Origin of the sequence: Arthrobacter sp. E44 (genome assembly GCF_041877125.1) — a bacterium.
Classification (GTDB): Bacteria; Actinomycetota; Actinomycetes; order Actinomycetales; family Micrococcaceae; genus Arthrobacter.
This window is the reverse complement of record NZ_JBHDJA010000006.1, coordinates 1-23,549: the sequence shown is the minus strand read 5'-3', so window position 1 is coordinate 23,549 and position 23,549 is coordinate 1. Positions and strand designations below refer to the sequence as shown.

Genomic DNA, 23,549 nt, shown 5'->3' with positions numbered 1-23,549 from the left:
GGCCTCCGTAACGTGGTGGGCATCACAGCCGGACGAACTGCTGACTGCCGCGCCCTGCGGGGGCCGGATGACGCGGATCCTGTCGTCCGGACCCATCGGATCTGGGAGTCACCGGATGAGCGTCATCACCGCAGCACCACCCGTCAGCAGGACCCGCCAACTCGCGGCTGCGACGGTTGGCAACATCGTCGAATGGTTCGACTGGTACGTCTATTCCATGCTGGCGCTGTATTTTTCCAGCCAGTTCTTCCCCAAGACCGGCGACCCTATCGTCCCGCTGCTTAGCGCCATGGCGATTTTCGCCGTCGGCTTCTTCATGCGGCCGCTCGGCGGCCTTCTCGGCGGCATGGTGGCGGACCGTCTCGGGCGGAAGAAGGCCCTGACCGCCACGGTCATGCTAATGGGCATCGGCAGCCTGCTGGTTGCCCTTGCCCCCACGTACGACCAGGTCGGCGTACTCTCCCCGGTCCTGCTGGTGCTGGCCCGGCTGCTGCAAGGCCTGTCCACCGGCGGCGAATTCGCAGCCTCCTCGACCTTCCTGGTCGAGTCGGCGCCGGAAGGCCGCCGCGGATTCTTCTCGAGCTTCCTCTACATCGGGGCGACCCTCGGAAACGTGGTGGCAATCGGGTCGGTCGCCGTACTGGTGGCTGTTCTCCCCGACGATGCCATGCATGTGTGGGGCTGGCGGGTGCCTTTTGCCATCGGGACACTCGGCGCGGTCGCTGGCTTGTTCATCCGCCGTTTCGCAGAAGAAACCCTGGCGGTGGCCGATGCGGACACTGCCGGTCATGCCAGCGCCAAAACCTCCCGCCCCTCGGCTTTTGAGTTCATGCGCACCCACCCAAAGGAATGCGTGCTGGTGTTTGCCATTAACGCCGCGCCGACCCTGTTCTTTTACGTCTTCTCCTCCTACCTGCCCACCTACGCGCACATCACCGTCGGTTTTGACATGAAGAACGCGCTCTTCGTCGGCCTGATCTCGCTGACCTACCTCGCCATCCTGCAGCCGCTGATGGGGATCCTCTCGGACCGGATCGGCCGTAAGCCGCTCCTGCTGGCCTTTGGCGGTGGCTTCACGTTGCTGACCATCCCCCTGCTCAACGCCCTGCAGGACAGTTTCTTGTCGTTGTTGCTGGTGCAGATGGCCGCGCTTACGCTGCTGGCCTGCTACACGTCCATCACCTCGGCTGTCATGTGCGAGCTCTTCCCCGCCCGCATCAGGGCCGCCGGCATCGGCCTGCCCTACGCCCTGGGCGTGGCACTGGTCGGCGGTACCGGCCCGTATGTGGCGACCTGGCTGGCCGACGTCAAGATGATCGACGCCTTCGGTTGGTACCTGACCATCTTGGCGGCGATCACGACGGTGGTCTTCCTGCGGGTGAAGGAAAGCTACAAGACGGGACTGCCCCAGTGAGCGCCATTGGATTCTTCGACCGCGGCTGGAGCTGCAACCCGAACGGCGTGGCCTATGTCCAGGCGGGCACCAGTTACACCTTTACCGAGGCCGGCGAACTCTCCTGCCGGATCGCCAACGCACTGCTCGGCGGGGGACTCTCATCCGAGGCCAAAGTGGCTGTACTGTCCCCCAATAATCCTCTCGCTTGGATCTGCGTGCTTGGCATCTGGCGTGCCGGGCTGACCTGGATCCCGGCAAACCCGGCGAGCCCCACGGGCGAAACGGCGCACCTGCTGGCTGGATTCGACGCAGAACTCGTCATCTTCCATGCCAGCCTCGACGACGCGGTGCGGAAGTTGCAGGACCGGCTGCCCAACGTACGGCAATGGATCAGGTTCGGGGGCGACATCAACGATGCGGCCTCCACCCCGTTCGAGCCGTGGATTGCCGCCCAGCCGGCGACCAAACCGGCCCTGAACGCCGCCCCGGAAGACGTGGTTTCGCTGGCCCCGACGGGCGGCACCACAGGCATGCCTAAAGGCGTGATGAACACGAACCGCAGCTTGTCCGCCTTCGTGACGCACCTGATGATGGCGGCCCATTACGACTCTGAAGACGAGGTGGTGAACCTTGCGGCCGCGCCCATGACGCACACTGCCGGCCTGCTGAGCCTCGCCGCAACGGCCCGGGGCGGAACAGTAGTGGTGCTTCCCAAGGCCCACCCGCACGCCGTCCTCGACGCCATCGAGCAGTACCGGGTGACGGACCTGTTCCTGCCGCCCACGGTGATCTACCGGCTCCTTGAGGTACTCAAGGAGCAGCCAAGGGATCTATCGTCCCTGCATTACCTGATTTACGGGGCGGCACCGATGTCGGTCGAGAAACTCCGACAGGCACTGACGGCAATCGGGCCGGTCATGATGGAGCTCTACGGCCAGATGGAGGCGCCCGCATCTGTGACCTTCCTGCGCCCGGACGAACATTTCGTCGCGGGCGGGATCGCCCCGGATTCCCGGCTCTCCTCCTGCGGGCGGCCGTACCCCCTGGTCCAGGTGGAGATCCACGACGAGGATGGGAGGGCTGTTCCGGCGGGGGCGCCCGGGGAGATCTGCGTCCGCGGCGACCTGGTCATGAAGGGGTACTACAAGAACCCGGAACAGACCGCACAGGCGCTGCGCGATGGCTGGCTGCACACTGGCGACATTGGCGTCTTCGACGAGGAGGGCTACCTGCACCTGACCGACCGGCGGCGGGACCTGATCATCTCCGGCGGCTTCAACGTCTACCCCAGCGAAGTCGAACAGGTGATCTGGGGGCACCCGTCCGTGCGCGACTGCGCGGTGGTCGGCGCACCGCACCCGGACTGGGGCGAGGCGGTGACCGCCGTCGTCGAACTCAACGAGGACTGCACCGCCACGGAAGCGGAAATCATTGCACTGTGCAAGCAGGAACTGGGCAGCATCCGGGCGCCGAAAGCCGTCCACCTGGTGCCGGCACTGCCGCGCAGCGTCAACGGCAAGGTCCTGAAAAAGAACATCCGCGAAACCTTTTGGCGCAACGAAAAATCAAAGATCTAGGAGAACACCAATGACAAACCGACTGCAGGGAAAGATCGCCCTCGTGGTGGGGGCTGGGTCCAGCGCCCCTGGCATGGGCAACGGCAAGGCCACCGCGCTCGCCTTCGCCCGCGAAGGCGCCACTGTTGTGTGCACCGACGTCAATGAGGCTGCCGCCAAGGAGACCGAAAACCTGATCACGGCTGAAGGGGGCCAGGCACGCCACCTGACCTTCGACGTCACGGACTCCGCCGCCGTGGGCCGTGCCGTCGCATCCGTCATCGATGAATTCGGCCGCATCGACGTCCTCGACAACAACGTCGGCATCGCCAAGGTGGGTGGCGTGGTCGAGTTGGACGAGGCCGAGTGGGACCGGGTCCACGCCATCAACCTTAAGGGCCCCTTCCTGACCATGAAGCACGTCATCCCGCACATGGTGGCCCAGGGCGGCGGCTCCATCATCAACATTTCGTCGCTCGCGGGCATCCGCTGGACCGGGGTGCCCTATTCCACCTACTACTCCTCCAAGGCGGCGCTGAACCATCTGACCCGCACGACGGCGGCGGAGTACGCTGCAAAACACGTCCGGATCAACGCCATCCTCCCGGGCCTGATGGAAACCCCGTTTGTCACTGAGTCCGCCGAGCTGGCCGGTGCTTACGCGGCAGGACAGCGTGAGGAGATGCTGAAGAAGCGGCACGCCCAGGTTCCCATGGGACACATGGGCACGGCCTGGGACGTGGCGAACGCAGCAGTCTTCCTGGCCAGCGAGGAGTCCGCCTACATCACCGGCATTGAGCTGCGGGTGGACGGAGGCATTTCGCTGGGCTTCTAAAGCGCAGGTTTTCCTGAACAACACGGGCCAGTTGCGGCCGCTGCCCGAGGGCACGACGGTCTGCAACTGGCCCCGCGTTGTTATCAATCAGGCGTAGTCGCTGTAGAAGCCGCGGCCGCTCTTGACGCCCAGCCAGCCCTTGTCGATGTAGCCCTGCAGCAGCGGGGCCGACTTGTTCTCCACGCCCGCCAGCTGGCAGTAATGGTTTTCGATGTCGAGAACGACATCCAGGCCTACTTGGTCCATGAAGCGGAACGGTCCGGTGTTGGACTTGAAGACATCAAGGAACAGCGCGTCCACGTCTTCGGGAGCAGCGACCCCTTCAGCCACCACCAGGAGGGATTCGCGCTTGATCGCGGCCCAGACCCGGTTGAAGATGAAGCCCGTGCTTTCCTTGCGCACCAGGTGTGGGGGCCAAGGCGTACTTGGGCAGCTCCGCCATCAGCAGGTCCAGGACCCCCGGATCAGTTTGGCCGCTGGACATCAGTTCCACCGAGCGCACGGCCGGCGGCATGTAGAAGTGCATGTTCAGCACCCGTTCGGGTGTGCCCACTCCGCCTATGAACTCCGACGAGGCGAAGGACGACGAGTTGCTGGCCAGCACGGCGTCGTGAGCGGCGAGGCGGTCAAGGTCGGCGAAGATTTTCTGCTTGAGCTCAAGCTTTTCCGGCACCGCCTCGACCACGAGCCAGGCGCCGTTGAGGGCGGCAGCCAGGTCATCCCCTGCCGTAAGCTGCCCCATCTGGACGCCGCCGAATTCTTCCACTGCGGCAGGACGCTCCGCTTTGACGTAGTCGACGGCGGCCTGCGCCACGGCTTCGTTGGTGTCGAAGATGCGCACCTGAGCTCCATTGAGCGAAAACATGAGGGCGATGCGCCGGCCGAGGGTGCCACCGCCGAGCACTGTGATGGGCCGGTCCGCGATGTTGCCGGGAAGGGTGAAGGTCATGTCATTTCCTTTCAGGATGCCGCTGTTCGTTCAACAGTCGGGGTGATGCGGTTGGTGCGTGGGCCCCTGGCCGTGACCAACAGGGCAGGAATGGCAGCCAGCACCAGGACGGCGCCGTAGAGCAACGTCGTGCTCTTCATCCCGGCCACGGCCACCAGCAGCCCTGCCGCCACTGCGGGCACGCTGAAGCCGAGATAGCAGATCAGGTAGATGCTGGAAAGCATCCCTACGCGCTCATCCGGTCTGCACAGGGGCAGCGTCATTCGCATGGCGCCGAAATAGCCGCTGCCGAAGCCGATACCGGCCACCATCGTGCCGGCGAAGTACAGCGGCGCCGAGCCCAGCTGGACGCCGAGGACCGTAAGGGAGATCCCGACGATCAGCGAAATCACGCCGGTCAGGAGCGTGCTGCGGTCGGACCAGCGGCGGACAACAAGGATCGCCAGCGCCCCCGGGACGAAGAGGGCGAACAGGGCCAACCCGCCCACCAGCACCGAGTTGTCCTTGGTGATCGAATGGGCGAGCGCCGGGCCGAGCGAGAGATAGAAGCCCGCCAGCGCCCAGGTTGCGGCTGCCACCGGCATCGTCGCGGCCATCGTCTTGCGGGCAGAACTGGGGATCTTCGCTTCGGGGATCAGGGACCGGAGCCAGCCGGGAGCCTTCTGGCCTGCGCTGGGGAGCCACAGCAAGGCAGCTCCGAGGACAAGGAGAAGGGCCGCAAGGAAGAAGTACACCGTTTTTGTCGGCTCGGGCAGGAAGCGCACCAGCGAGGCCGAGCCCAGGGCGCCGATGGAGAGACCTACAGGTGAAGCGGCACTGTTGACCAGGGAGCCACGGCCCCGCCGCACGGCCCCCTCAAACGCCAGCAGCGCAGCCCCCGCCGCCGCCATGGCCGCCCCGGTGGCAACTCCCTGCAGCGCCCGCGCCGCGAGCAGCATCTCTGGGCCCGGTGCGAATGCGAAGGTCATCATGGCCCCGACCTGGAGCACCACGGCGCCCAACAGCACGGGCCGCGTTCCCAGATGGTTCGCCAGCGATCCCACCACCAGCAAGGTCAGCAACACTGCCACCGCATACACGGCGAAGACGACCGTTACGGCAGCGGATCCCAGGCCCCACTCCCGGGCGTAAAACTCGTACAGGGGCGATGGCGCCGATGAGGCACCGATAAATACCGTTAGAAGCGCCGCGTGCAGCCAGAACGCTGCCCCGTTGTTTTGCACTGCTCTCCCTGCCCGTTCCAAACGCCAAACCTCTCTAAAGCACAAACTCTGCATTAAGCAGCTCCCTGCTTGAAGAGAACGACGGCGATCGCTCGGCTTTGTCCGTCCCACAGGTCGCAGAGCGCGCCGGTGTGAATTCCTCCACCATCTACCGGAGGTGGGGTGACCTGCCGCGGCTCCTCGCCGCCGTCGCCTCCAACCGGATGCTGCCGGAGCAAGTGGAGGAAACAGGTACCCTCAGGGGCGACATGGAGGCTTGGTTCGTCCCTTACGTCGAGGAATTCTCCTCGACGCTGGGGCGGCAGGTGCTCAGGGATATGCTCGCGGACGGCGCAGTCACCCGTGACTATTTCCAGTCGATGCAGGGCCATGTCGAGGAAATCCGGATCTTGGCCGAGGCCCGCGGAGAAAGCGCGCCCGCGGCCCGGGACATTGTTGACACCGTGGTGGCCCCGGTAATCTACCGCATTCTCTTCAACCATGAATCGGCAGCGGAGCTGAGGGTCCGGGACCGGATCAGCCGGCTGTTGGACGCCGGCCAGACAAACACGGGCCAGGCCTGAAGCTCCATTGACGGCCTGACCGAGCCCGGTCAGGGCGCCCGTGGGGTCAAGAGAGGCTGAGTGGCCGTTGAATTTCCCCTGCTTTCAAGGCCGACGGCGGCGCGGCGCACCGATAGTGCGGCGCACCGCCGTCGTTCTCCACTAAAGCCGGGGAAACTCGACGGCGCCCGGCAAGCCGACGGGTTAACCCCGGCCCCGGATCGCGGCGGCAATCTCCGCAAAGCCCAGCCGGTCGGCATTCTGCAGCGCAGTCCTGCCTTCCGGATCACGGATTTCCGGATCCGCGCCGGCGTCCAGCAGCAGCCGCACCACCTCCTGCTGGCGCGGGCCGCCGTTGTTGAGCAGGATGGCCTCCTGCATGGCGGTCCAGCCAAGGTTGTTGACATGGTTGACAGGGACTCCGGCCGCAATGAGGATCTCCACCGTTTCCACATGCCCGTGCTCGCTGGCCGGGATGAGTGCAGTACCGCCGTAACGGTTGGTACTGGCGACGTCGGCCCCGGCGGCCAGCGTCAGCTGCAGGACCTCGTTGAAACCTTCCGCCCCTGCATAGAGGAACGCCGAATCCTGGATGGTGTCCTTGGCATTGACGTTGCCGCCCCGGCCGATCAGTTCGGCCACCAGTGGGGCGTTGTTGGTCTTGCCTGCAGCGATCAACTCCTGGTCCAGCTGCTCCTGGTCTTCGTATGAAAGCACGGGGGCTGGGGACGCGCTGCTTGAGGACCCGATCGACGGACCGGTTCCACCTCCGGGGGCTGGGCGACGCGACCGCTGGTGGAGACGCAACGGGTGGTGGTGATGCAACTTCCTGCGGCTTGCCGGGACCGGCATGGCAAGCCGCAAGCAGCAGCCCAAGTGCGGTGAGCATTGTCGCCATGCTGGCTCGCCTCATGGAGGCAGCCTACTTTCCTGCGCCCGCGATGGCTTCCGCGCCGGCGGTGGCGCAGGCTTCATCCAACGCGCCATCGGGAGCACCACCGACGCCGATGCCCGCCACGGACACGCCGTTGACCTTCAGCGGGACGCCGCCTGCCAGGAACAGGGTGCCTGGCAGGTCCGCGATGGACGGGCCGTTCCCATTGATCCGCTTGGCCAGTTCGCTCGTGGGCGCACCGAACGCCGCGGCGGTGTACGCCTTCTGCTTTGCGGCTTCGATGGTGTGCTCCGCGGCATTGTCCCCCCGGAGCAGGGCCTGGATGGTGCCGAACCGGTCCACGAGGGCCACGGTGACAAACGGGAGCTTATCCGCCTGGCATTTGGCGAGGGCGGCGTTCACCGCGGTGAAGGAGGCGCCAACGGAAATCCGGTTCTGCTGGACAACAGTCCCGGGCGCAGGCTGGACGTCGACGGCGGGAACGGCCGCGGGCGCGGGTCCCGGCCCGGCGTTGGCGGCCGCCGTGGCCCCTGCGGTCAGGACGAGCGCGCCTGCTGCTGCGGCGGCGAATACTTTGTGGGACTTCTTCACGGTGACTCCCTGGAATCGGATTGGCTGGAGGATACGCATCAATCCTTCCGGGGGCGGCGTCGCCTGCCATCGGGCCTTAGGTTGCTTCCCGTTCAGACCAAAGGCCAGCCGTATCAGCCAAAAGGCTGAGGACCAGCAGGGGCGGGGGCAATAGCATGGAGACAGCGTTCCCACCACGAAGAACAGGCGGCGTCCCATGCCTACCGGAGTTCCCACCGCCACGCCTGCTGAGGACATCGGGCAAGGGGTCCGGCCCCACCCTGCCGCCGGCACCAGCCTGGGCAGCATCGGTACAGCGGTGCACCTCGGGTTCGCGGTGCTCCTGGTTGCATCCCTGGTCCGGTACATCATGCGTCACAGCCCGGCGGATAATCTGCTGGTCCTGGGCCTGGCGGCCGCGGCAAGCCTGCTGTATGCCGCCGTCGCGGTCCTGGCCAGGCGGGGCAGGCCAGGGCTGCCGTGGATGTTCACCCTGGTGGCTGTATGGGCGGTGCTGGTGGTGGCGGCACCGAGCTTCGCCTGGTGCTCGTTCGCGCTCTTCTTTCTGTGCCGCAGCGCCCTTGCCGGAACGGCGGCCTACGTTGCGGCGGGGACGACGGCGGCTGCTACGGCGGCAGGCCTCTTCAGGATGAGCGGTGGCACCGATCTGGCGATGCTTCTGGGGCCGGTAGCGGTGGGCCTCATGCTGACACTGGTGTACGACCGTATCCAACACGACGCGGAGGAGCAACGGCGCCTCAACGCCGAGGTTTCGCTCGCCCAGGACCAGCTGGCGGCCAGCGAGCGTCGGGCCGGAACCATCGCCGAGCGTGAGCGCGTGTCCCGGGAAATCCACGACACCGTCACCCAGGGCCTGGCCAGCAGCCTGCTCCTGCTCGAAGCGGCGGACCGTTCCTGGCCTGCCCCTGGCGCACAGGCGGATCTCAGGCAGGCCACCGCCCTGCTGCGCATCAACCTGTCCGAGACCCGCAGCCTGGTGCACGACCTGGCCTCACCGGGAATTGACGCGACACCCTTGCCGGACGCACTGTGCCTCGCCGCCCGGCAGTACGTGCCCGGAGCCACCCTGCTGGTGACGGGCGAGCCACGGCAAGTCCCACCAGAGGTCCGCCACGCCTTGCTTCGGGTGGCCCAAAGCGCAGCGTCAAACATTGCGCTCCATGCGGACGCCAGGACAGCAGCGGTGACCGTGGGCTTCCTGCCGGACTCCGTCACTTTGGATATTTACGACGACGGCGCCGGCTTTGATCCGTCAGCGGCAACTCCGCCATCGAATGCAGGAGGGTACGGCCTGCGGGCCATGCGGCAGCGGGTAGAGCAGCTGGGTGGAAGCTTTTCGGTGCAAAGTGCCCCGGGCGAAGGAACCATAGTGGCGGCGCAACTGCCGGTGGAAGGAGGCAGATGAGCACCATCACGGTCCTGCTGGTGGACGACCATCTGGTGGTGAGGAGCGGCCTGCGCGCGCTGCTGTCCACCCAGCCCGACATCGAGGTGGTGGGTGAGGCTGCGTCCGGCGAGGCAGCCGTGCAGCTGGCCCAGATCCACTCCCCCGCCGTGGTGGTGATGGACCTGGCCATGGGGCCGGGCATGGACGGGCTCGAAGCGATCAGGCGGATCAGGGACCTTAACGGCCGGCAGGCCATCCTGGTGTTCACCACCTACGATTCCGACGCCGACATTGTCCGTGCAGTGGACGCCGGCGCGATGGGTTACCTGTTGAAGGATGCTGCCCCGGAAGAAATCTTCGCCGCCATTCGGGGCGCCGTCCAAGGCAAAAGCGTCATGAGCCCGCCGGTGGCATCCCGGTTGTTTCAGCAGCTCCGCAACCCGGACGAAGTCCTGACACCGCGCGAAGCCGAGCTGCTGAGCCTGCTCACCGAGGGGCTCAGCAACCGCGAACTGGGCCGCCGGCTTTTCATCTCCGAGGCCACGGTAAAAACCCATCTGGCACACATCTACGCCAAGCTTGGAGTTGATACCCGGGCGGCAGCCATTGCCACCGCAATCCGCCGCGAAGGCATGCGTTGAGGTGGCTTTATCGCGAATACCCTTGCACCCAGGCCCTCCGCCCCGTACGTTTGGGGACAGTGGGGGATTACCTCCCGCGCACTCCGGGACGATCCCCGGGGAGAGAATCAGAGTCACATGAAGGAATGCAGCCATGGCAACAGGCACAGTTAAATGGTTCAACGCCGAAAAGGGTTTTGGCTTCATTGCCCCCGATGACGGGTCCGCTGACGTTTTCGCCCACTACTCGGCAATCGCCACCAGCGGTTACCGCTCCCTGGACGAGAACCAGAAGGTCGAATTCGATGTGACCCAGGGCCCCAAGGGCCCGCAGGCAGAGAATATCCGCCCGCTCTAAGTCTTCGGCGGCCTCCGGCAGCTGCCGGGACCCCATTCAGCGGCCCCTCCACCCCAGGGTGGAGCGGCCGCTGTTTTCATGCACCGCCTTGGCTGCCCAGCCCCCTCCGCTTCTACAGTTTGGGATAATGGGGGCATGACGGGACAGGACCAGGACCGGGATCCGTGGGAGGAGTTCGACTCCCTCGGACCTGCCGCGCCGGACCGAGTCCCCGGCCAGCCCGGCGGGGAGCCGCACGGGTTCGGGTTCCGGACCGGCGTACGCAGCGCGCGGGTTGCGGTCGGCTTCGCCGTTTACGCGCTCGCCCTGGGAACCATCCTGGCCTTGACCGGGTGCATAGTCTTCATCACCCGGCAGCAGTGGCTGCTGATGGGCCTCATGCTGCTGTTCGAGGCAATCTTTGTTTTTGCGTTCACGCGCCTGGTTGCCCAGGCCAGGCACCGTACACCCCGGGACCGGCACGCCAGGTGACTCCGCTGGCGCCTGCCGGCCATTGCAGGGTTCAGGCTGCGGGGTGCGTCAGCTGCCTCCGGCTCCAAAGCACGACGACGGCCCCCGCCACCGTGCCTGCGGCCACCATCCTGCGCCGCGCCGTCCGCCGCCTCCCCTGCCAGCCGCCGCTGACGGAAGCCTTGCGGCTGTGGCCTGACGGCTCGTAGAGGGTTCCCGTCGTGGCAGCTGCCGGCTTCTTCCGTGACAAGTGGGTCTTATCCACCTGCGCGGCCATGGCGGCTTCCACCTTGGCCGGCGTGAGCTTGTGCTGAAGGACCATCAGCCGTCCGGCGGGGCCCACCACTGCCTCGCGCCGGGGCTTGGCGGCCAGGCTGACGATGGTTCCTGCCACGCGTTCCGGGGTGTAGACCGGCGGCATCGCCACCACTTTCCGTCCGGTGTAGTTTGCCGCATGTTGGAAGAAGGGCGTGTCGATGGCCGCGGGCAGCACCGTGCAGACCTTCACTTTCCGCACTCCGTCCAGCCGCAGTTCGGACCGGATGCTGACGCTCAGGGCCCGCACCGCAGCTTTGGACATGGAGTACGCGGCCGTGTAGGGCTGGGATATCTCGCCCACGATGGATGCGACGTTGATCAGCACCCCTGATCCCTGTGCACGAAGCCGGGGCAGCGCGGCGCGGGCACCATGGATGTAGCCCCCGATGTTGACGTCCAGCACGCGCCTGATGTCTGCAAGAGGAATATCGGTGAGGCGGCCAAAAACTCCGACGGCGGCGTTGTTCACCCAGATGTCCAGCCGCCCAAACTCCTTCACGGCCCGGTCCGCAAGTGCTTCAACGCTTGCGGCGTCCGTGACATCCGTCGGGACGGCAATGGCCTTGCCTCCCCGCCTCCTCACCTCATGAGCCAGGCTTTCCAGGGCAGCGGCGCTTCGTGCGGCGAGGACCAGCCGGGCACCCTTGTCCGCGAAGGCCAGCGCCGTTGCACGGCCGATGCCGCTTGAGGCTCCGGTGATGACCACAACTGCCTTTTTGACCCGCATCCCGACTCCGTTCCGTGCCCCTGCAGGCACGGCCATCAACACTAAGTATGCTTACCAATGCGATGGTACCGAGAGGCCCCAGTCGCTGACAACCGTCAGGCGCCAGTTGTCAGCGCCTGGCCTTGGCGCGTTTGGTCCGCCGGACGACGAGTAGGACCACGGCAACGGCCAGCGCGGCGTAGACGGCGTAGTTGAGGTAGTGCGAGTACTCCTCGATGAGCCTGTACTGGGTGCCCAAAAGGTAGCCCAGGCCGATGAGGGCGCCGTTCCAGAGGCCGCTGCCGGCGAGGGTGAAGAGGCTGAAGGTTCCCACGGGCATGGCTGCCGCTCCCGCCGGCAGGGAAATAAGGCTGCGTACCCCGGGCAGCAGGCGGCCGAAGAAGATGGAGGACCTGCCGTGGCGGCGGAACCAGCCCGCCGCGTGCTCAAAGTCCTCCCGGTCCACGAGCGGCAGCTTGGACAACCACCGGATGGATCTGTCCAAACCCAGTTTGGCGCCCAGCCAGTAGAGCAATAATGCCCCCAGGTACGCACCAAGGGTGCTGGTGGCGAAGACGAGGAAGAGGTTCAGGGAGCCCTGCTTGGCGAGGTAGCCCGCCAACGGGAGTATCACCTCGCTGGGGATCGGCGGCACCACAGTCTCGGCGAGCGTAAAGGCGCCAACGCCCCACTCGCCCAGGGTATCAATGGCCCTCGCCGCAAAGCCTACGAGTCCCGTAAGCCCCTCCGTGGGGCTGGCTGCACCGGTCATGGTTGTCCACACTACCGGTGCTTGAACTCGGGCTGGCGCTTCTCGGTGAACGCCGCCATGCCTTCCTTTTGGTCCTCGGTGGCGAACAGGGAATGGAAGAGCCGCCGTTCGAACTGGACTCCTTGGGCCAGGCCGGTTTCGAAGGCCGCATTGACGGCTTCCACGGCTGCCATCGCCGCTGGCTTGGATTTGCCGGCTATCACCCCGGCCACCGTGAGTGCCTCGGACACCACGTCCGCCGCCGGAACCACGCGCGACACCAGCCCGCACCGGTCCGCTTCCTCGGCGTCTATGAACCTGCCGGTGAGGATCATGTCCATGGCCTTGGCCTTGCCCACAGCCCGGGTGAGCCGCTGGGACCCGCCCATGCCCGGGAGGACGCCCAGGTTGATTTCGGGCTGCCCGAATTTCGCATTGTCGCCGGCAATGATGAGGTCGCACATCATGGCCAGTTCGCAGCCGCCGCCCAGGGCAAAGCCCGACACTGCGGCGATGGTGGGAATCCGCAGCCGGGCGAAGTCCTCCCAGCCCCGGAACCAGTCAGCCAGGTACATGTCCATGTAGCTCTGGTCCGCCATCTCCTTGATGTCGGCTCCCGCGGCGAAGGCCTTGCCCGAGCCCGTGATCACTACCGCCCCCACGCCCGGATCGGAGTCCATGGCGGTGACGGCTGCCACCAACTCTTCCATGGTGGCTTTGTTCAGCGCGTTCAGCGCGGAGGGCCTGTTGAGCGTCACCAGCCCTACCCTGCCTTGCTGCTCCACCAGGATGTTGGCGTACTCCGTCATTCGGGACTCCCGTCGTCGTGTGCTGTTGTACTGTGCCTGCCGGGCGACTCCCCGGGGGAATGCTCCCCGGCTACCGCGTCCCGGGCAGGCTTGCCGGATGCCCGGCGGATCTCGGTGATGATGGCGGAAAAGTCACGGCCTGCGCCGCCCTCCGCGGCAAACCTATCGTAGATATGGGCGGCGAGCGCCCCCATTTCCCCCGCCACCCCCGTGCCGTTAAGGGCGTTGACCGCGAGGTTCAGGTCCTTGGCCATCAGTGCTGAAGCAAAGCCCGGCTGGTAGTCCCGGTTGGCAGGGCTGGCGGGGACCGGTCCCGGCACCGGGCAGTTGGTGGTCAGCGCCCAGCACTGGCCGGACGCGGCGGAAGCGACGTCGAACAGCGCCTGATGGGTCAGGCCCAGCTTCTCGCCGAGGACGAAGGCCTCACTGACCGCGATCATGGAGACGCCCAGGATCAGGTTGTTGCAGATTTTGGCGGCTTGGCCGGCGCCGTGTCCGCCGCAGTGCACCACCCGCTTGCCCATGACCTCCAGCAGGGGCCGCACGGCCTCGAAGTCCGCGTCGTCTCCGCCGGCCATGAAGGTCAGGGTGCCGGCCTCGGCCCCCACCACACCGCCGGAAACGGGGGCGTCGACGGATCGGTGGCCTGCTTCGATAGCCAGGCGGGCAGCTTCGCGGGCCTCATCCACGTTGATGGTGGAGCAATCCAGGAACATGGTTCCCGGCTGTGCTGCTGCCAGCAGGCCAGGTCCCCCACTGGCGCCCCGGTAAGCGTCCAGGACGTGTCTGCCGCTGGGAAACATTGTCAGGACCACATCGGCGCCAGCCAAGGCGTCAATGGCCGATCCTGCCACTGGAACGCCCTGGGCCTGCGCCGCTTCCAGTGCCGCCGGCACCACATCAAAGCCGGTCAACCGGTAACCGGCCCTGATCAGGTTTATGGCCATCGGGTTCCCCATGTGCCCCAGCCCCAGGAAAGCAACGCGGCGTGTGTCAGGCATGGTCCGTCGCCTTCACCTGCAGGTCCAGTTCCCCACCGTCCAGCGGCTGGAAGAACCGGTCCACATCCTGCGGAAGCACCTCGGCGAGGGTGGCCGGTTTCCACTGCGGGTTCCGGTCCTTGTCCACCACCTGGGCCCGGATTCCCTCACGGAAATCTGGTCCTCCCAGAAAGCGGATTCCTACCCGGTACTCCTGGGCCAGCACTTCATCGAGGGTCAGGCTTGAAGCGCGGCGCAGGGACGCCAGGGTGACCTTGACCGACGTCGGCGATTTGGCCTCGATGGTGTCTGCAGCCGCCGTGGCATCGTCCTGCCCGGGCCCGGTCCACGCGCGGAGACGGGCGACAATGTCCCCGGCATCGTCCGAGTCGTAACAGGCATCAATCCATTCCCGCTGGCCGGCAAGCACCGAGGCAGGGGGTTGCCCGGCGTAACGTGCGACGGCGTCTTCCGGGCTTTCGGTTTCCAGCGCCGCCATCAGGCTGGGCACCGAGGATGACGGAACGTAGTGGTCTGCAAGGCCCAGGAACAGGGCATCTCCGGCGCCCAGGTGTGCGCCTGTGAGGGCCGCGTGGGTTCCCGTTTCTCCCGGTGCGTGGGAGAGCAGGAAGGTCCCGCCGACGTCGGGGGCAAACCCGATGGTGGTTTCCGGCATCCCCATCCTGGTCCGCTCCGTGACGACCCGGACGTTCCCGTGCGCCGAGACACCAACCCCGCCGCCGAGGACCAGGCCGTCCATCAGCGCAACGTATGGCTTGGGGTACCTGGAGATCAGGGAGTTCAGGCGGTACTCGGTTTGCCAGAAACCCGCCGTCGCGTTTCCACCTTGCAGCATGTCCTGGTAGATGGCCACGATGTCTCCGCCCGCGCACAGGCCCCGCTCCCCGGCGCCCTGCACCAGGACGGTGGCCACGCCGTCGTCCCCTGCCCAGGTGGTGAGTTGGCGCAGCAGCAGGTCCACCATTTCCGCGGTGAGCGCGTTGACCGCCCGGGGCCGGTTGAGGATTGCCACCCCCAGCCTGCCGCGCCGTTCAAAAAGTACGTCCGCTCCCCCGTTGCCTGCCGTGCTGTCCGTTGTATTCCCCGTGGCTGCCGTCATGGGCTGGGTGCTCCTTCGCATGGTGGCCGGATGAGTGATCCAAGTCATTCTGTTGGCGAATATACCCGCCCCTTCCGGTCCGTAACCAACCGTACGGGCACCATGGGGCGGGGCCGGCGAAGGCTTTACCCCGCGTGCAGCTGCCAAGGTAAGTTAGGAACCGTGAAGATAGCTACCTGGAATGTGAACTCGCTCCGTGCCCGCGCCGACCGCGTCGAAGCGTGGCTGCAGCGCAGCGACTGCGACGTCCTGGCCATCCAGGAGACCAAGTGCAAGGACGACAACTTCCCCTGGGAACTCTTTGAGCGAATGGGTTACGAGGTGGCCCACTTCGGCGTCAACCAGTGGAACGGCGTGGCCATCGCCTCCCGGGTGGGGCTCGAGGACGTGGAGCGGACATTCCTGGACCAACCGTCGTTCGGCAAGGATCCCGTGCAGGAAGCCCGGGCCATGGCGGCCACGTGCGGCGGCATCCGCGTCTGGAGCCTTTACGTCCCCAACGGCCGATCCCTGGACGATGAGCACATGCCGTACAAGCTGAAGTGGCTGGAAAGCCTCAAGACCCACGCCCAGGCCCTGATCACGGACGATCCCCAGGCTCAGGTGGCCCTGATGGGCGACTGGAACATCGCACCCTTCGACGAGGACGTCTGGGACATCGACCTGTTTATCAACAACCGGTCCACCCACGTCAGCCCGCCCGAGCGGGAGGCGTTCCACGCATTCGAAACCGCCGGCTACACGGACGTGGTGCGGCCCTATACCCCCGGCCCCGGCGTCTACACCTACTGGGACTACACCCAACTCCGGTTCCCCAAAAAGGAGGGCATGCGGATCGACTTCGTCCTGGCCTCCCCCGCCCTGGCAGCCCGCGTCACCGGCGCCGCAATCGACCGCGAGGAACGCAAGGGCAAGGGCGCTTCCGACCACGCGCCCGTGCTGGTGGAACTGGCGGACTGATGACCGTGGCCTGGACCCATGCAAGGAGACCGCAATGACGGGAAACCTCTACCGGGGCCAGGCCGGCCTGCCTTTCTCCTCCACCCTGCGCGTCTACGAACCCGTGGAAGCCTTTCCGGAGGAACAACGCCCGGCCATCGAGGCAGCCGGGGCGCAGGCAGTCTCGCGCGCCGCCGTCGAAAACGCTGAACTGCTGGCTTCGCTGGGACGCATCACCCGCTCCGGCGGGGACCCCTTCCCCACCGGACGCACCGACCTGGTCCGCGTCACCACGGCGCCGTCACCGGAAGGCGGAACGGCCGACGACGGCGCTGACGCCGACTCCGAGCCCGTCCTGCTGTACTGTCCCAGCCAGTTGGTCCTGCGCGCTGGCCTGGCAGCCAATGCCCTGATGGAAGGCATCCACGGTCCGTTGGCCGAGCTGCTGATCCCGGAGGAACAGCGGGACCGGCACCAGGAGCGGATCGACCTGGTGAAGGCCAGGGACGGTTCCGTCCGGGTGCACACGCGGGCGTCAACGTGGGGCATCCCGTTCAGCTGGTTCTCACTGTTCGCCGAATCCGACCGCAAGGATGTGGTGGAAGCCGGCGGGCGGATCCTCACCGTTCGGGTTTGGACGCCCATCACCGAAGCCCTGGAACGGGCCCGCTATGCCGTGGCCAACCTGGCCCTCGCCGCCCCGGACCTGGACATGCTTGACGACCTGGCCCAACTGACGGAATGGCTTGAGCTGTTCCACGTGAACTCCATGGTGGAGCTGGACTACGGCGCAGTGGCGGACAAGGTCTACCCGGACGAGTCGCCGATGGATATCAGGCTGGGCATCGAGTGCCTGGCGGAGGGTGACATGACCGGCGCTGCAGCGGCCTACCGGCGGCTTGCCTCGCGCTGGATCCCCATCCGGCAGCTGGCCCGCGCCTCATAACGGTTCCCTGGCTGTTAGAGGTGCAGTGCCCGTACAGGTCGTGGGCTGTTAGAGGTTTTGCGGCGGCGCCGTGGTGCGCCGGACAATCAGTTCATGGGGTGCCACCGCGGAGCGGACAGCTCCTGCCTGGCCATCCAGTTCGTCGAGCAGCATCTTGGTGGCCAGTTCGGCCTGCTCGTCCGGCCGTTGGCCCACGGTGGTGAGGCCCATGGCTTCTGCGAAGTCGTGGTTGTCGATACCCACCACTGACAGGTCGCCCGGAACACTGACGCCGGCGTGGTTGGCTTCGAAGATCACTCCCATGGCCATCTCGTCCGAAGCGCAGAAGATCGCCGTGGGCTTCTGCCCGGGCCGGGACCACAACCGGCGGAAGGCCTCCTGGCCGCTGCGGACGGTGAAGTCTCCCCATTCGTCCCATTCCGGCCGCGTCGGCAGGCCGGCCGCCGCCATGACGTCCTTGAACGCCAGGATGCGGACCCGGGGGACGTCGAAATTCAGGTCGGTCTCGTCGTCGCCATGCAGCAGGGCGATGTCCCGGTGCCCCAGGTCGATAAGGTGCCGGACGGCGGTGGAGGCAGCGGCGTAGTCATCGATGCCAATGTAGGGGCATTCCTCCACATGCCCTCCCACCACAACCAGCGGGATATCGATCTTCTGCAAGTGCTCGATCTCTTCATGGGTGAGCGCCATACAAAGGACCAGCAGGGCGTCAATCTGCTTGTAGACCATGGTCTTGCTGAACAGCCGCTCCCGGTTGCTGCCGTGGCCGCCGAGGTTGAACAGCGAAAGGTTGTAGTGGCGGGCATGCAGTTCGCGGTCAGCACCCTCGATGGCTTTGGAAAAGAACCAGCGGCTCACGAACGGAGCCAGGACGCCGATGGTCTTGGTCCGTCCGGTGGCCAGCCCCGAGGCTGAGGAGGATGCCACGTAGCCGAGATTCCCGGCCACTTCCAGGATCTTTTCCCGGGTGGCGGGCGAAACCCGCGGCAGTCCACGGACTGCGCGGGAGACGGTGGCTGTGGAGACTCCGGCGGCCGCCGCAACGTCCTCGATGCTGACGCCGTTATGGCCGCCCCGCTGGGACCTTTCCGTTGTCCGTGCCACCGTGTCCCCTCTGTAACTCCTTTTCGGCGTAGAGCCAGCCGGCCCTGCGTGTACCCTGGCCCTGTATTTTTCCATTGCGCGGCCAGGGAATGAAAACTTAGACAGCGCAAATCCACGCAGTTGCCGCGAAGGCGGATGCGCGCGTCAACGCCTACCTGCGGGCCGGCAGCTTCCTGCGCAGCCGCACCATGCCATACAGCGCCAGCAGTGTTGCCAGCAGGCCCAGCGCCCAGCCAAGGGCCGGTTGGGCGGTAACTTCCATCCACACGGTGACCACCAGCAGGACCAGTGCCCAGAACGCGAGGAAGCCGATGATGATGTCGAAGTCCTCGCCCGATCGGACCAGCCGGCTGCGGTTTCCCGCCCCCGGAGTGCGGGGGCGGGAACCGTTGTCCGTCACTTGACTGCACCTGCCGTGAGGCCGGCGACAATCTTGCGCTGGAAGACCAGCACCAGGATCACCAGCGGGATGGTGACGATGGTGCCTGCGGCCATGATGGCCGTGTAGGGGATCTGGTTGGGCTGGGCGCCGGCGAAGTTGGCGATAGCCACCGTCACCGGTTGGGTTGCGTCACTGGACAGCTGGCTGGCGATCAGGAACTCGTTCCACGAGGAAATGAAGGCCAGGATTGCCGTGGTGAAGATAGCCGGTGCCGCCAAGGGCATGATGACCTTCCGGAAGGCCTGCCCCTGCGTGCAGCCGTCCACGCGGGCCGATTCTTCAAGCTCCCACGGCATTTCCCGGAAGAACGAGGTCATGGTGTAGACCGTCAGCGGGAGCACGAAGGAGATGTTCGGAATGATCAGCGCCTGGTACGTGCCCATCCAGCCGATGTTGGTGAACAGCTGGAAGAGCGGGGTGATCAGGGCAACGCCGGGGAACATGGAAGCCCCAAGGATGAACCCGAGCACCAGGAACTTGCCTCTGAAGTTCAGCCGGGCCAGCGCGTAGGCCGCGAACACACCGATCAACAGGGACACGATGGTCACCACGCCGCCGATAAACACACTGTTCAGCAGCGCTTGGCCAAACCGGTTCCCGAAGGACGTATCAAACGCCGTTTTGAAGTTGTCCAGGGTGACATGCGTGGGCAGGATCGAGGTGTCGTAGGTGAACCCCACATCGCGGAACGCCGTGACCACCATCCAGTACGCCGGAGCCAGGCACCAGAGCAGGATGATTGCTGCGCTGAGGTAGGTGCGTCCCTGGGCCCACTTCTCACGGTTCTGCGCAGCCTTGCGGCCCTTGTCCTGCCGGGCGCGCAGCGCAGAGGCGTCTGCTGTTGCCGTGGTCATTTCTTCCCCTTTCCTGTGGCGCCGCTCTGTTCAACCACGTTCGCCCCGAGGAAGCGAACGAAGATGAAGGCGACGAGGAAGATGATGATGAAGGTAATGGTGGACAGTGCAGCTGCCGAGTTGAAGCCTTGCCTGATCTGGTTAATCACCAGGATGGACAAGGTGGTCGTATTGTTCGCGCCGCCGGTGAGGATGTAGGGCAGGTCGAACATGCGCAGCGCATCCAAGGTACGGAACAGGATGGCCACCATCAGCGCCGGCTTTACCAGCGGCAGGGTGATCAGCCGGAACCGCTGCCAGGCAGTGGCGCCGTCCACTTTGGCGGCTTCATAGACTTCCGCCGGAATCATTTGGAGACCGGCGAGGATCAGCAGCGCCATGAACGGCGTGGTCTTCCAGACGTCCGCAATGATCACGGCCCATTTGGCCGGCCACTCGCTGCCCGTCCACAGGATGGTGGTGTTGAACAGCTTGTTGGCGATGCCTTCGAACGCGAAGATGAAGAACCAAAGCTTGGCCGTAACGGCGGTGGGGATGGCCCAGGGCACCAGGACGGCTGCACGGACCAGGCTGCGTCCGCGGAACGTCCGGGCCATGATCATGGCCATCCAGAAGCCCAGGACAGTCTCCAGTGCCACCGTCACTACCGTGAAGAAGAAGGTAGTGGCCGTGGCAGACCAGAACTGGCCGCCCAAGGTGCCGGGGGGACAGGCGACGGTTCCGCCGTTTGGTGCTGCACACTGCTGCGCCAGCCAGTTCACGTAGTTCTGGATGCCTGCCGGGCCGCCCTGGGTGAAGAGGCCGGTAGCGGGGTCCAGGCCGGCGTCCTTCTGGAAGGACATGACGATGGCGCTGATGATCGGGTAAACAATCACCACCGCGAGGGCCACGATGGTGGGGGCGAGCAGCCAGGAAGCCCAGCGCCCCTGGCTTGCGATCCTGTTGTCCTCCCCTACGCCTTTGGGGGCGTGATGGACGGGGGTACCGCCCGACGCCGGTGACTTGACCGGCGTCGGGCCTAGTTCGGTTGCCATGGCAGAACTACGATCCCGCACCAGCGGATTCGATGGACTTCTGCATGTCAGAGAGTGCGCTTTCCACTGACTTTTCTCCCTTGATTGCCGGGTATGCGTTGTCTTGGATTGCTTTGGTGACCGCCGGGTAGAACGGTGTTACGGGACGCGGCACGGCGTTCTCGATGGACGTCTTCAGGACCGGCAGGTAGGGCAGCTTGGCAACCAGTTCCTTGTCCTCATAGAGCGAACCAAGCACCGGAGCCAGCGAACCCTGGGTAGCGTAGAACTTCTCAGTTTCCTCGGAGGTCATGAACTTCAGGAAGTCCAGCGCGGTGGCCTTGTTCTTGGAGTAGACGCTGACGGCGAGGTTGTGTCCGCCAAGCGAGGAGGCACCGGGGCCGTCCTTGCCGGGCAGGGCGGCCAGGCCCGTCTTGTCCTTCACTGCGGACGAGCCTTCAGTGGTGATCAGGTTGAAGGCGTAGGGCCAGTTGCGCAGGAACAGGAGCTTTCCGCTCTGGAAGGCCTGCCGGCTGTCCTCTTCCTTGTAGGTGATGGCTTCCTTGGGGATGTTGCCATCGGCGTAGGCCTTCGCCAGGTTTTCCAGGCCGGCTTTGGCCTCGGGGGTGTTCAGGTTGGGCTTGCCATCCTTGTTGAGGACGGAGCCGCCGGCCGAGTTGATGGCCTCGGAGGCGTTTACGGTGAGACCCTCGTACTTGCTGAACTGGCCGGCGTAGCAGCCGATGTTGTTCTGCTTGGCGATGGAGCACATGCTCATCATCTCGTCCCACGTTTTGGGCGGGGTGGGAACGAGGTCCTTGCGGTAGTAGAGGATGCCACCGTCAGAGGTCTGCGGGGCAGCGTACAGGGTGCCCTTGTAGGTTCCGCTCTCCACGGTTGGCTTGAGCATGGCGCTGGTGTCAATCGCCATCTTGTCCTTCAGCGGCTGCAGCCAACCCTTGGCCGCAAACTCCGCGGTCCAGATAACATCCACATCCACAACGTCGTAGTCGGACTGCTTTGCCTGGAAGTGCTGGACGAGGTCGTCGTGCTGCTGGTCGGCCTGGTCGGTCTGTTCCTTGAACGTGACCTTTTCGTTCGGGTGCGCGGCGTTCCACTTATCGACCAAGGGACGGACCACGTTGCTGTTGTCCTTGCCCTGGACGTAGGTGATGGGCCCGCGGCCGTCGAGGTTGGCGTCAGCGTCACTGCCTCCACCGCCCGTGGTGCCCCCTCCACCTCCGCCGCCGCAGGCGGACAACGTAAGGGCCAGAATGCCGGCCGTGGCAGCCGGAAGCAGGAATCTCGGGGTTTTCATTAGCTTGAAGCTCCTCGCTGAGTGACAAGTAAGTCGACAGTGCGCTTGCTAGGTGAGGTTGATGTGGTGACAGTCACACTAGTAAGGTAGCTGTCGGGAATGCAAGCGTTTACATCAAAAAGTTATCAGAGGGGAACCAAATGCCAGACCCGACCGTTCCGGCACCCAGTCCAAGTCCCTCTGCCTGGTGGGCCGACGCAGTCGTGTACCAGATCTACCCCCGTTCCTTCGCAGACGGCAACGGCGATGGCATGGGAGACCTGCGCGGCGTCCTGGACCGGCTCCCCTACCTCGAACGGCTGGGTGTGGATGCTATCTGGCTGTCGCCGTTTTACAAGTCACCGCAGGCCGACGGGGGATACGACGTAGCGGACTACCGTCAGGTCGACCCGCTTTTCGGGTCTCTGCCGGACTTCGACGCCATGTTGCAGGAGGCTCACCGCCGGGGCATGAAGGTCATTGTGGACCTGGTGCCCAACCACACTTCCGACGGACATGTCTGGTTCCGCGAGGCGCTGGCCGCAGCACCGGGCAGCCCCGAACGGAACAGGTACATTTTCAGGGACGGCAAGGACGAGGTGCCCGGATCCGGCGACGGCAGGCGGGCGCCCAACAACTGGAAGTCGGTGTTCGGCGGCCCGGCGTGGAGCCGGGTGGCCAACCCTGACGGGTCGCCGGGACAGTGGTACCTGCACCTTTTCGACACCAAGCAGCCGGACCTGAACTGGGACAACCCCGAAGTCCACGAGGAGATGCGTTCGGTGCTGCGGTTCTGGCTGGACCGGGGCGCCGACGGTTTCCGCGTGGACGTTGCCCACGGCCTGGTGAAGGAGGCGGGACTGCCTGACTGGGACGGAGTCGCTGCCATGGTGGAGGGAACGTCCGTTCCGCACCCTGAAAGCCACCTCCCAGGGGATGCACCCCATGCCCACACCGATGCCGAGGAACCGCACAGGGCAGTCTCCCCGATGTATCCGCCGTCGCCGTTCTTCGACCAGGACGGTGTGCACGCGATCTACCGCGACTGGAACCAGGTCCTGGCCGAATACGGCGGAAACCGGATGATGGTTGCCGAAGCATGGGTGGAACCGGCTGAGCGGCTGGCTCGCTACGTCCGGCCCGATGAGATGCAGCAGGCCTTCAACTTCGATTTCCTGCTGGCCGGCTGGGATGCCGAACGCATGGCTGACGCCATTGACGCCTCGCTGGCAGCGGCAGCATCAGTAGGTGCTCCCTGCACATGGGTGCTCAGCAACCACGACACGGTGCGTCATGCCACCCGGTTCGGGCTGACGGATCCCACCACTTTTCCAAAGGGCATTGGCCCTGACGACGAACAACCGGACGCATCCCTGGGCCTGGGACGGGGCCACATCCCCAAGCTGGGTGCAGCGGACCCCCCAGGTTGTGCCTCCCCTTCCCCAGAGGAGGGGGCGGGGGGTCCCGA

General features: G+C 65.5%; 26 protein-coding genes. 11 read left to right on the top strand and 15 right to left on the bottom strand.

Features of this window, described 5'->3' with window-relative positions:
- The first annotated feature begins 115 nt into the window (after positions 1-115).
- Genes ACETK3_RS07150 through ACETK3_RS07140 form a run of 3 tightly spaced genes read left to right on the top strand, consistent with a single transcriptional unit; the run spans position 116 to position 3,787 of the window.
- Positions 116-1,414 (top strand): MFS transporter, encoded by a 1,299-nt coding sequence (locus tag ACETK3_RS07150; RefSeq protein WP_306968683.1) that lies wholly within the window; start codon positions 116-118, stop codon positions 1,412-1,414.
- Positions 1,411-2,973 carry a class I adenylate-forming enzyme family protein gene (locus ACETK3_RS07145; protein ID WP_306968681.1) on the top strand — a complete coding sequence of 521 codons (1,563 nt, stop codon included), beginning with the start codon at positions 1,411-1,413 and terminating at the stop codon, positions 2,971-2,973. Before ACETK3_RS07150 ends, ACETK3_RS07145 begins: the two co-directional genes overlap by 4 nt.
- A gap of 10 nt (positions 2,974-2,983) precedes the next feature.
- On the top strand, positions 2,984-3,787 hold the full coding sequence (locus ACETK3_RS07140) for an SDR family NAD(P)-dependent oxidoreductase (protein WP_306968679.1): 804 nt from the start codon (positions 2,984-2,986) through the stop codon (positions 3,785-3,787).
- Positions 3,788-3,874: 87 nt separating this feature from the next.
- Here ACETK3_RS07140 and ACETK3_RS07135 read toward each other — a convergent pair whose 3' ends face one another.
- From ACETK3_RS07135 to ACETK3_RS07125, 3 genes are read right to left on the bottom strand one after another with little or no spacing between them, the layout of a single operon-like run.
- Positions 3,875-4,117 carry a 3-hydroxyacyl-CoA dehydrogenase family protein gene (locus ACETK3_RS07135; protein ID WP_306968677.1) on the bottom strand — a complete coding sequence of 81 codons (243 nt, stop codon included), beginning with the start codon at positions 4,115-4,117 and terminating at the stop codon, positions 3,875-3,877.
- Positions 4,110-4,736, bottom strand: coding sequence for a 3-hydroxyacyl-CoA dehydrogenase NAD-binding domain-containing protein (locus ACETK3_RS07130; protein WP_306968675.1), 627 nt, complete (start codon positions 4,734-4,736; stop codon positions 4,110-4,112). The genes ACETK3_RS07135 and ACETK3_RS07130 overlap by 8 nt, the downstream gene beginning before the upstream one ends.
- 11 nt (positions 4,737-4,747) lie before the next feature.
- Positions 4,748-5,959, bottom strand: coding sequence for an MFS transporter (locus ACETK3_RS07125; RefSeq protein ID WP_306968673.1), 1,212 nt, complete (start codon positions 5,957-5,959; stop codon positions 4,748-4,750).
- Between the two features lie 98 nt (positions 5,960-6,057).
- Here ACETK3_RS07125 and ACETK3_RS07120 point away from each other — a divergent pair, with 98 nt between their 5' ends.
- On the top strand, positions 6,058-6,522 hold the full coding sequence (locus ACETK3_RS07120) for a TetR-like C-terminal domain-containing protein (RefSeq protein WP_373462144.1): 465 nt from the start codon (positions 6,058-6,060) through the stop codon (positions 6,520-6,522).
- A 183-nt stretch (positions 6,523-6,705) separates the two neighbouring features.
- Here ACETK3_RS07120 and ACETK3_RS07115 read toward each other — a convergent pair whose 3' ends face one another.
- Both ACETK3_RS07115 and ACETK3_RS07110 read right to left on the bottom strand, forming a co-directional pair.
- Positions 6,706-7,218, bottom strand: coding sequence for an ankyrin repeat domain-containing protein (locus ACETK3_RS07115; RefSeq protein ID WP_373462143.1), 513 nt, complete (start codon positions 7,216-7,218; stop codon positions 6,706-6,708).
- Positions 7,219-7,423: 205 nt separating this feature from the next.
- Complete coding sequence (locus tag ACETK3_RS07110) at positions 7,424-7,987, bottom strand: heme-binding protein (RefSeq protein ID WP_306968803.1); 564 nt, start codon at positions 7,985-7,987, stop codon at positions 7,424-7,426.
- A 196-nt stretch (positions 7,988-8,183) separates the two neighbouring features.
- Between ACETK3_RS07110 and ACETK3_RS07105 the strand changes: the two genes are divergently transcribed.
- The 4 genes from ACETK3_RS07105 to ACETK3_RS07090 all read left to right on the top strand — a co-directional run bounded on the left by ACETK3_RS07105 (position 8,184) and on the right by ACETK3_RS07090 (position 10,823).
- Positions 8,184-9,392, top strand: a complete 1,209-nt coding sequence (locus ACETK3_RS07105; RefSeq protein WP_306968669.1) for a sensor histidine kinase — start codon at positions 8,184-8,186, stop codon at positions 9,390-9,392.
- Positions 9,389-10,015 (top strand): response regulator transcription factor, encoded by a 627-nt coding sequence (locus ACETK3_RS07100; protein WP_236800887.1) that lies wholly within the window; start codon positions 9,389-9,391, stop codon positions 10,013-10,015. Before ACETK3_RS07105 ends, ACETK3_RS07100 begins: the two co-directional genes overlap by 4 nt.
- 133 nt (positions 10,016-10,148) lie before the next feature.
- On the top strand, positions 10,149-10,352 hold the full coding sequence (locus ACETK3_RS07095) for a cold-shock protein (protein ID WP_009357211.1): 204 nt from the start codon (positions 10,149-10,151) through the stop codon (positions 10,350-10,352).
- A gap of 135 nt (positions 10,353-10,487) precedes the next feature.
- Positions 10,488-10,823 carry a hypothetical protein gene (locus ACETK3_RS07090; protein WP_237429727.1) on the top strand — a complete coding sequence of 112 codons (336 nt, stop codon included), beginning with the start codon at positions 10,488-10,490 and terminating at the stop codon, positions 10,821-10,823.
- Between the two features lie 31 nt (positions 10,824-10,854).
- On the opposite strand, the gene ACETK3_RS07085 is transcribed toward ACETK3_RS07090, so the two are convergent.
- The 5 genes from ACETK3_RS07085 to ACETK3_RS07065 form a co-directional block, all read right to left on the bottom strand.
- Positions 10,855-11,847 carry an SDR family oxidoreductase gene (locus tag ACETK3_RS07085; protein ID WP_306968653.1) on the bottom strand — a complete coding sequence of 331 codons (993 nt, stop codon included), beginning with the start codon at positions 11,845-11,847 and terminating at the stop codon, positions 10,855-10,857.
- A gap of 109 nt (positions 11,848-11,956) precedes the next feature.
- A complete protein-coding gene (locus ACETK3_RS07080; RefSeq protein WP_236800883.1) occupies positions 11,957-12,598 on the bottom strand; it encodes a DedA family protein in 642 nt (213 codons plus the stop codon).
- Between the two features lie 11 nt (positions 12,599-12,609).
- Positions 12,610-13,386, bottom strand: a complete 777-nt coding sequence (locus tag ACETK3_RS07075) for an enoyl-CoA hydratase (protein WP_236800882.1) — start codon at positions 13,384-13,386, stop codon at positions 12,610-12,612.
- On the bottom strand, positions 13,383-14,387 hold the full coding sequence (gene mmsB / locus ACETK3_RS07070; protein WP_306968648.1) for a 3-hydroxyisobutyrate dehydrogenase: 1,005 nt from the start codon (positions 14,385-14,387) through the stop codon (positions 13,383-13,385). Before mmsB ends, ACETK3_RS07075 begins: the two co-directional genes overlap by 4 nt.
- The gene (locus ACETK3_RS07065; protein WP_236800880.1) at positions 14,380-15,486 is read right to left on the bottom strand and encodes an enoyl-CoA hydratase/isomerase family protein; all 1,107 of its coding nucleotides are present in this window, start codon (positions 15,484-15,486) and stop codon (positions 14,380-14,382) included. The genes mmsB and ACETK3_RS07065 overlap by 8 nt, the downstream gene beginning before the upstream one ends.
- A 162-nt stretch (positions 15,487-15,648) precedes the next feature.
- Between ACETK3_RS07065 and ACETK3_RS07060 the strand changes: the two genes are divergently transcribed.
- Positions 15,649-16,446 (top strand): exodeoxyribonuclease III, encoded by a 798-nt coding sequence (locus ACETK3_RS07060; RefSeq protein ID WP_373992695.1) that lies wholly within the window; start codon positions 15,649-15,651, stop codon positions 16,444-16,446.
- Between the two features lie 34 nt (positions 16,447-16,480).
- The gene (locus tag ACETK3_RS07055; protein ID WP_236800878.1) at positions 16,481-17,371 is read left to right on the top strand and encodes a hypothetical protein; all 891 of its coding nucleotides are present in this window, start codon (positions 16,481-16,483) and stop codon (positions 17,369-17,371) included.
- Positions 17,372-17,419: 48 nt separating this feature from the next.
- Here the strand turns inward: ACETK3_RS07055 and ACETK3_RS07050 are convergent, their stop codons facing one another.
- The 5 genes from ACETK3_RS07050 to ACETK3_RS07030 all read right to left on the bottom strand — a co-directional run bounded on the left by ACETK3_RS07050 (position 17,420) and on the right by ACETK3_RS07030 (position 22,102).
- A complete protein-coding gene (locus ACETK3_RS07050; RefSeq protein WP_236800877.1) occupies positions 17,420-18,475 on the bottom strand; it encodes a LacI family DNA-binding transcriptional regulator in 1,056 nt (351 codons plus the stop codon).
- A 151-nt stretch (positions 18,476-18,626) separates the two neighbouring features.
- Positions 18,627-18,875 (bottom strand): hypothetical protein, encoded by a 249-nt coding sequence (locus ACETK3_RS07045; RefSeq protein WP_236800876.1) that lies wholly within the window; start codon positions 18,873-18,875, stop codon positions 18,627-18,629.
- A complete protein-coding gene (locus tag ACETK3_RS07040) occupies positions 18,872-19,771 on the bottom strand; it encodes a carbohydrate ABC transporter permease (RefSeq protein ID WP_236800874.1) in 900 nt (299 codons plus the stop codon). Before ACETK3_RS07040 ends, ACETK3_RS07045 begins: the two co-directional genes overlap by 4 nt.
- Entirely contained in the window at positions 19,768-20,805 is a 1,038-nt protein-coding gene (locus tag ACETK3_RS07035) for a carbohydrate ABC transporter permease (protein WP_236800872.1), read from the bottom strand. The genes ACETK3_RS07040 and ACETK3_RS07035 overlap by 4 nt, the downstream gene beginning before the upstream one ends.
- A gap of 7 nt (positions 20,806-20,812) precedes the next feature.
- Complete coding sequence (locus tag ACETK3_RS07030; protein ID WP_236800870.1) at positions 20,813-22,102, bottom strand: ABC transporter substrate-binding protein; 1,290 nt, start codon at positions 22,100-22,102, stop codon at positions 20,813-20,815.
- Positions 22,103-22,242: 140 nt separating this feature from the next.
- Here ACETK3_RS07030 and ACETK3_RS07025 point away from each other — a divergent pair.
- Positions 22,243-23,549 (top strand): alpha-amylase family glycosyl hydrolase (locus ACETK3_RS07025; protein WP_373992694.1); only part of this gene is annotated, 1,307 nt, incomplete at its 3' end.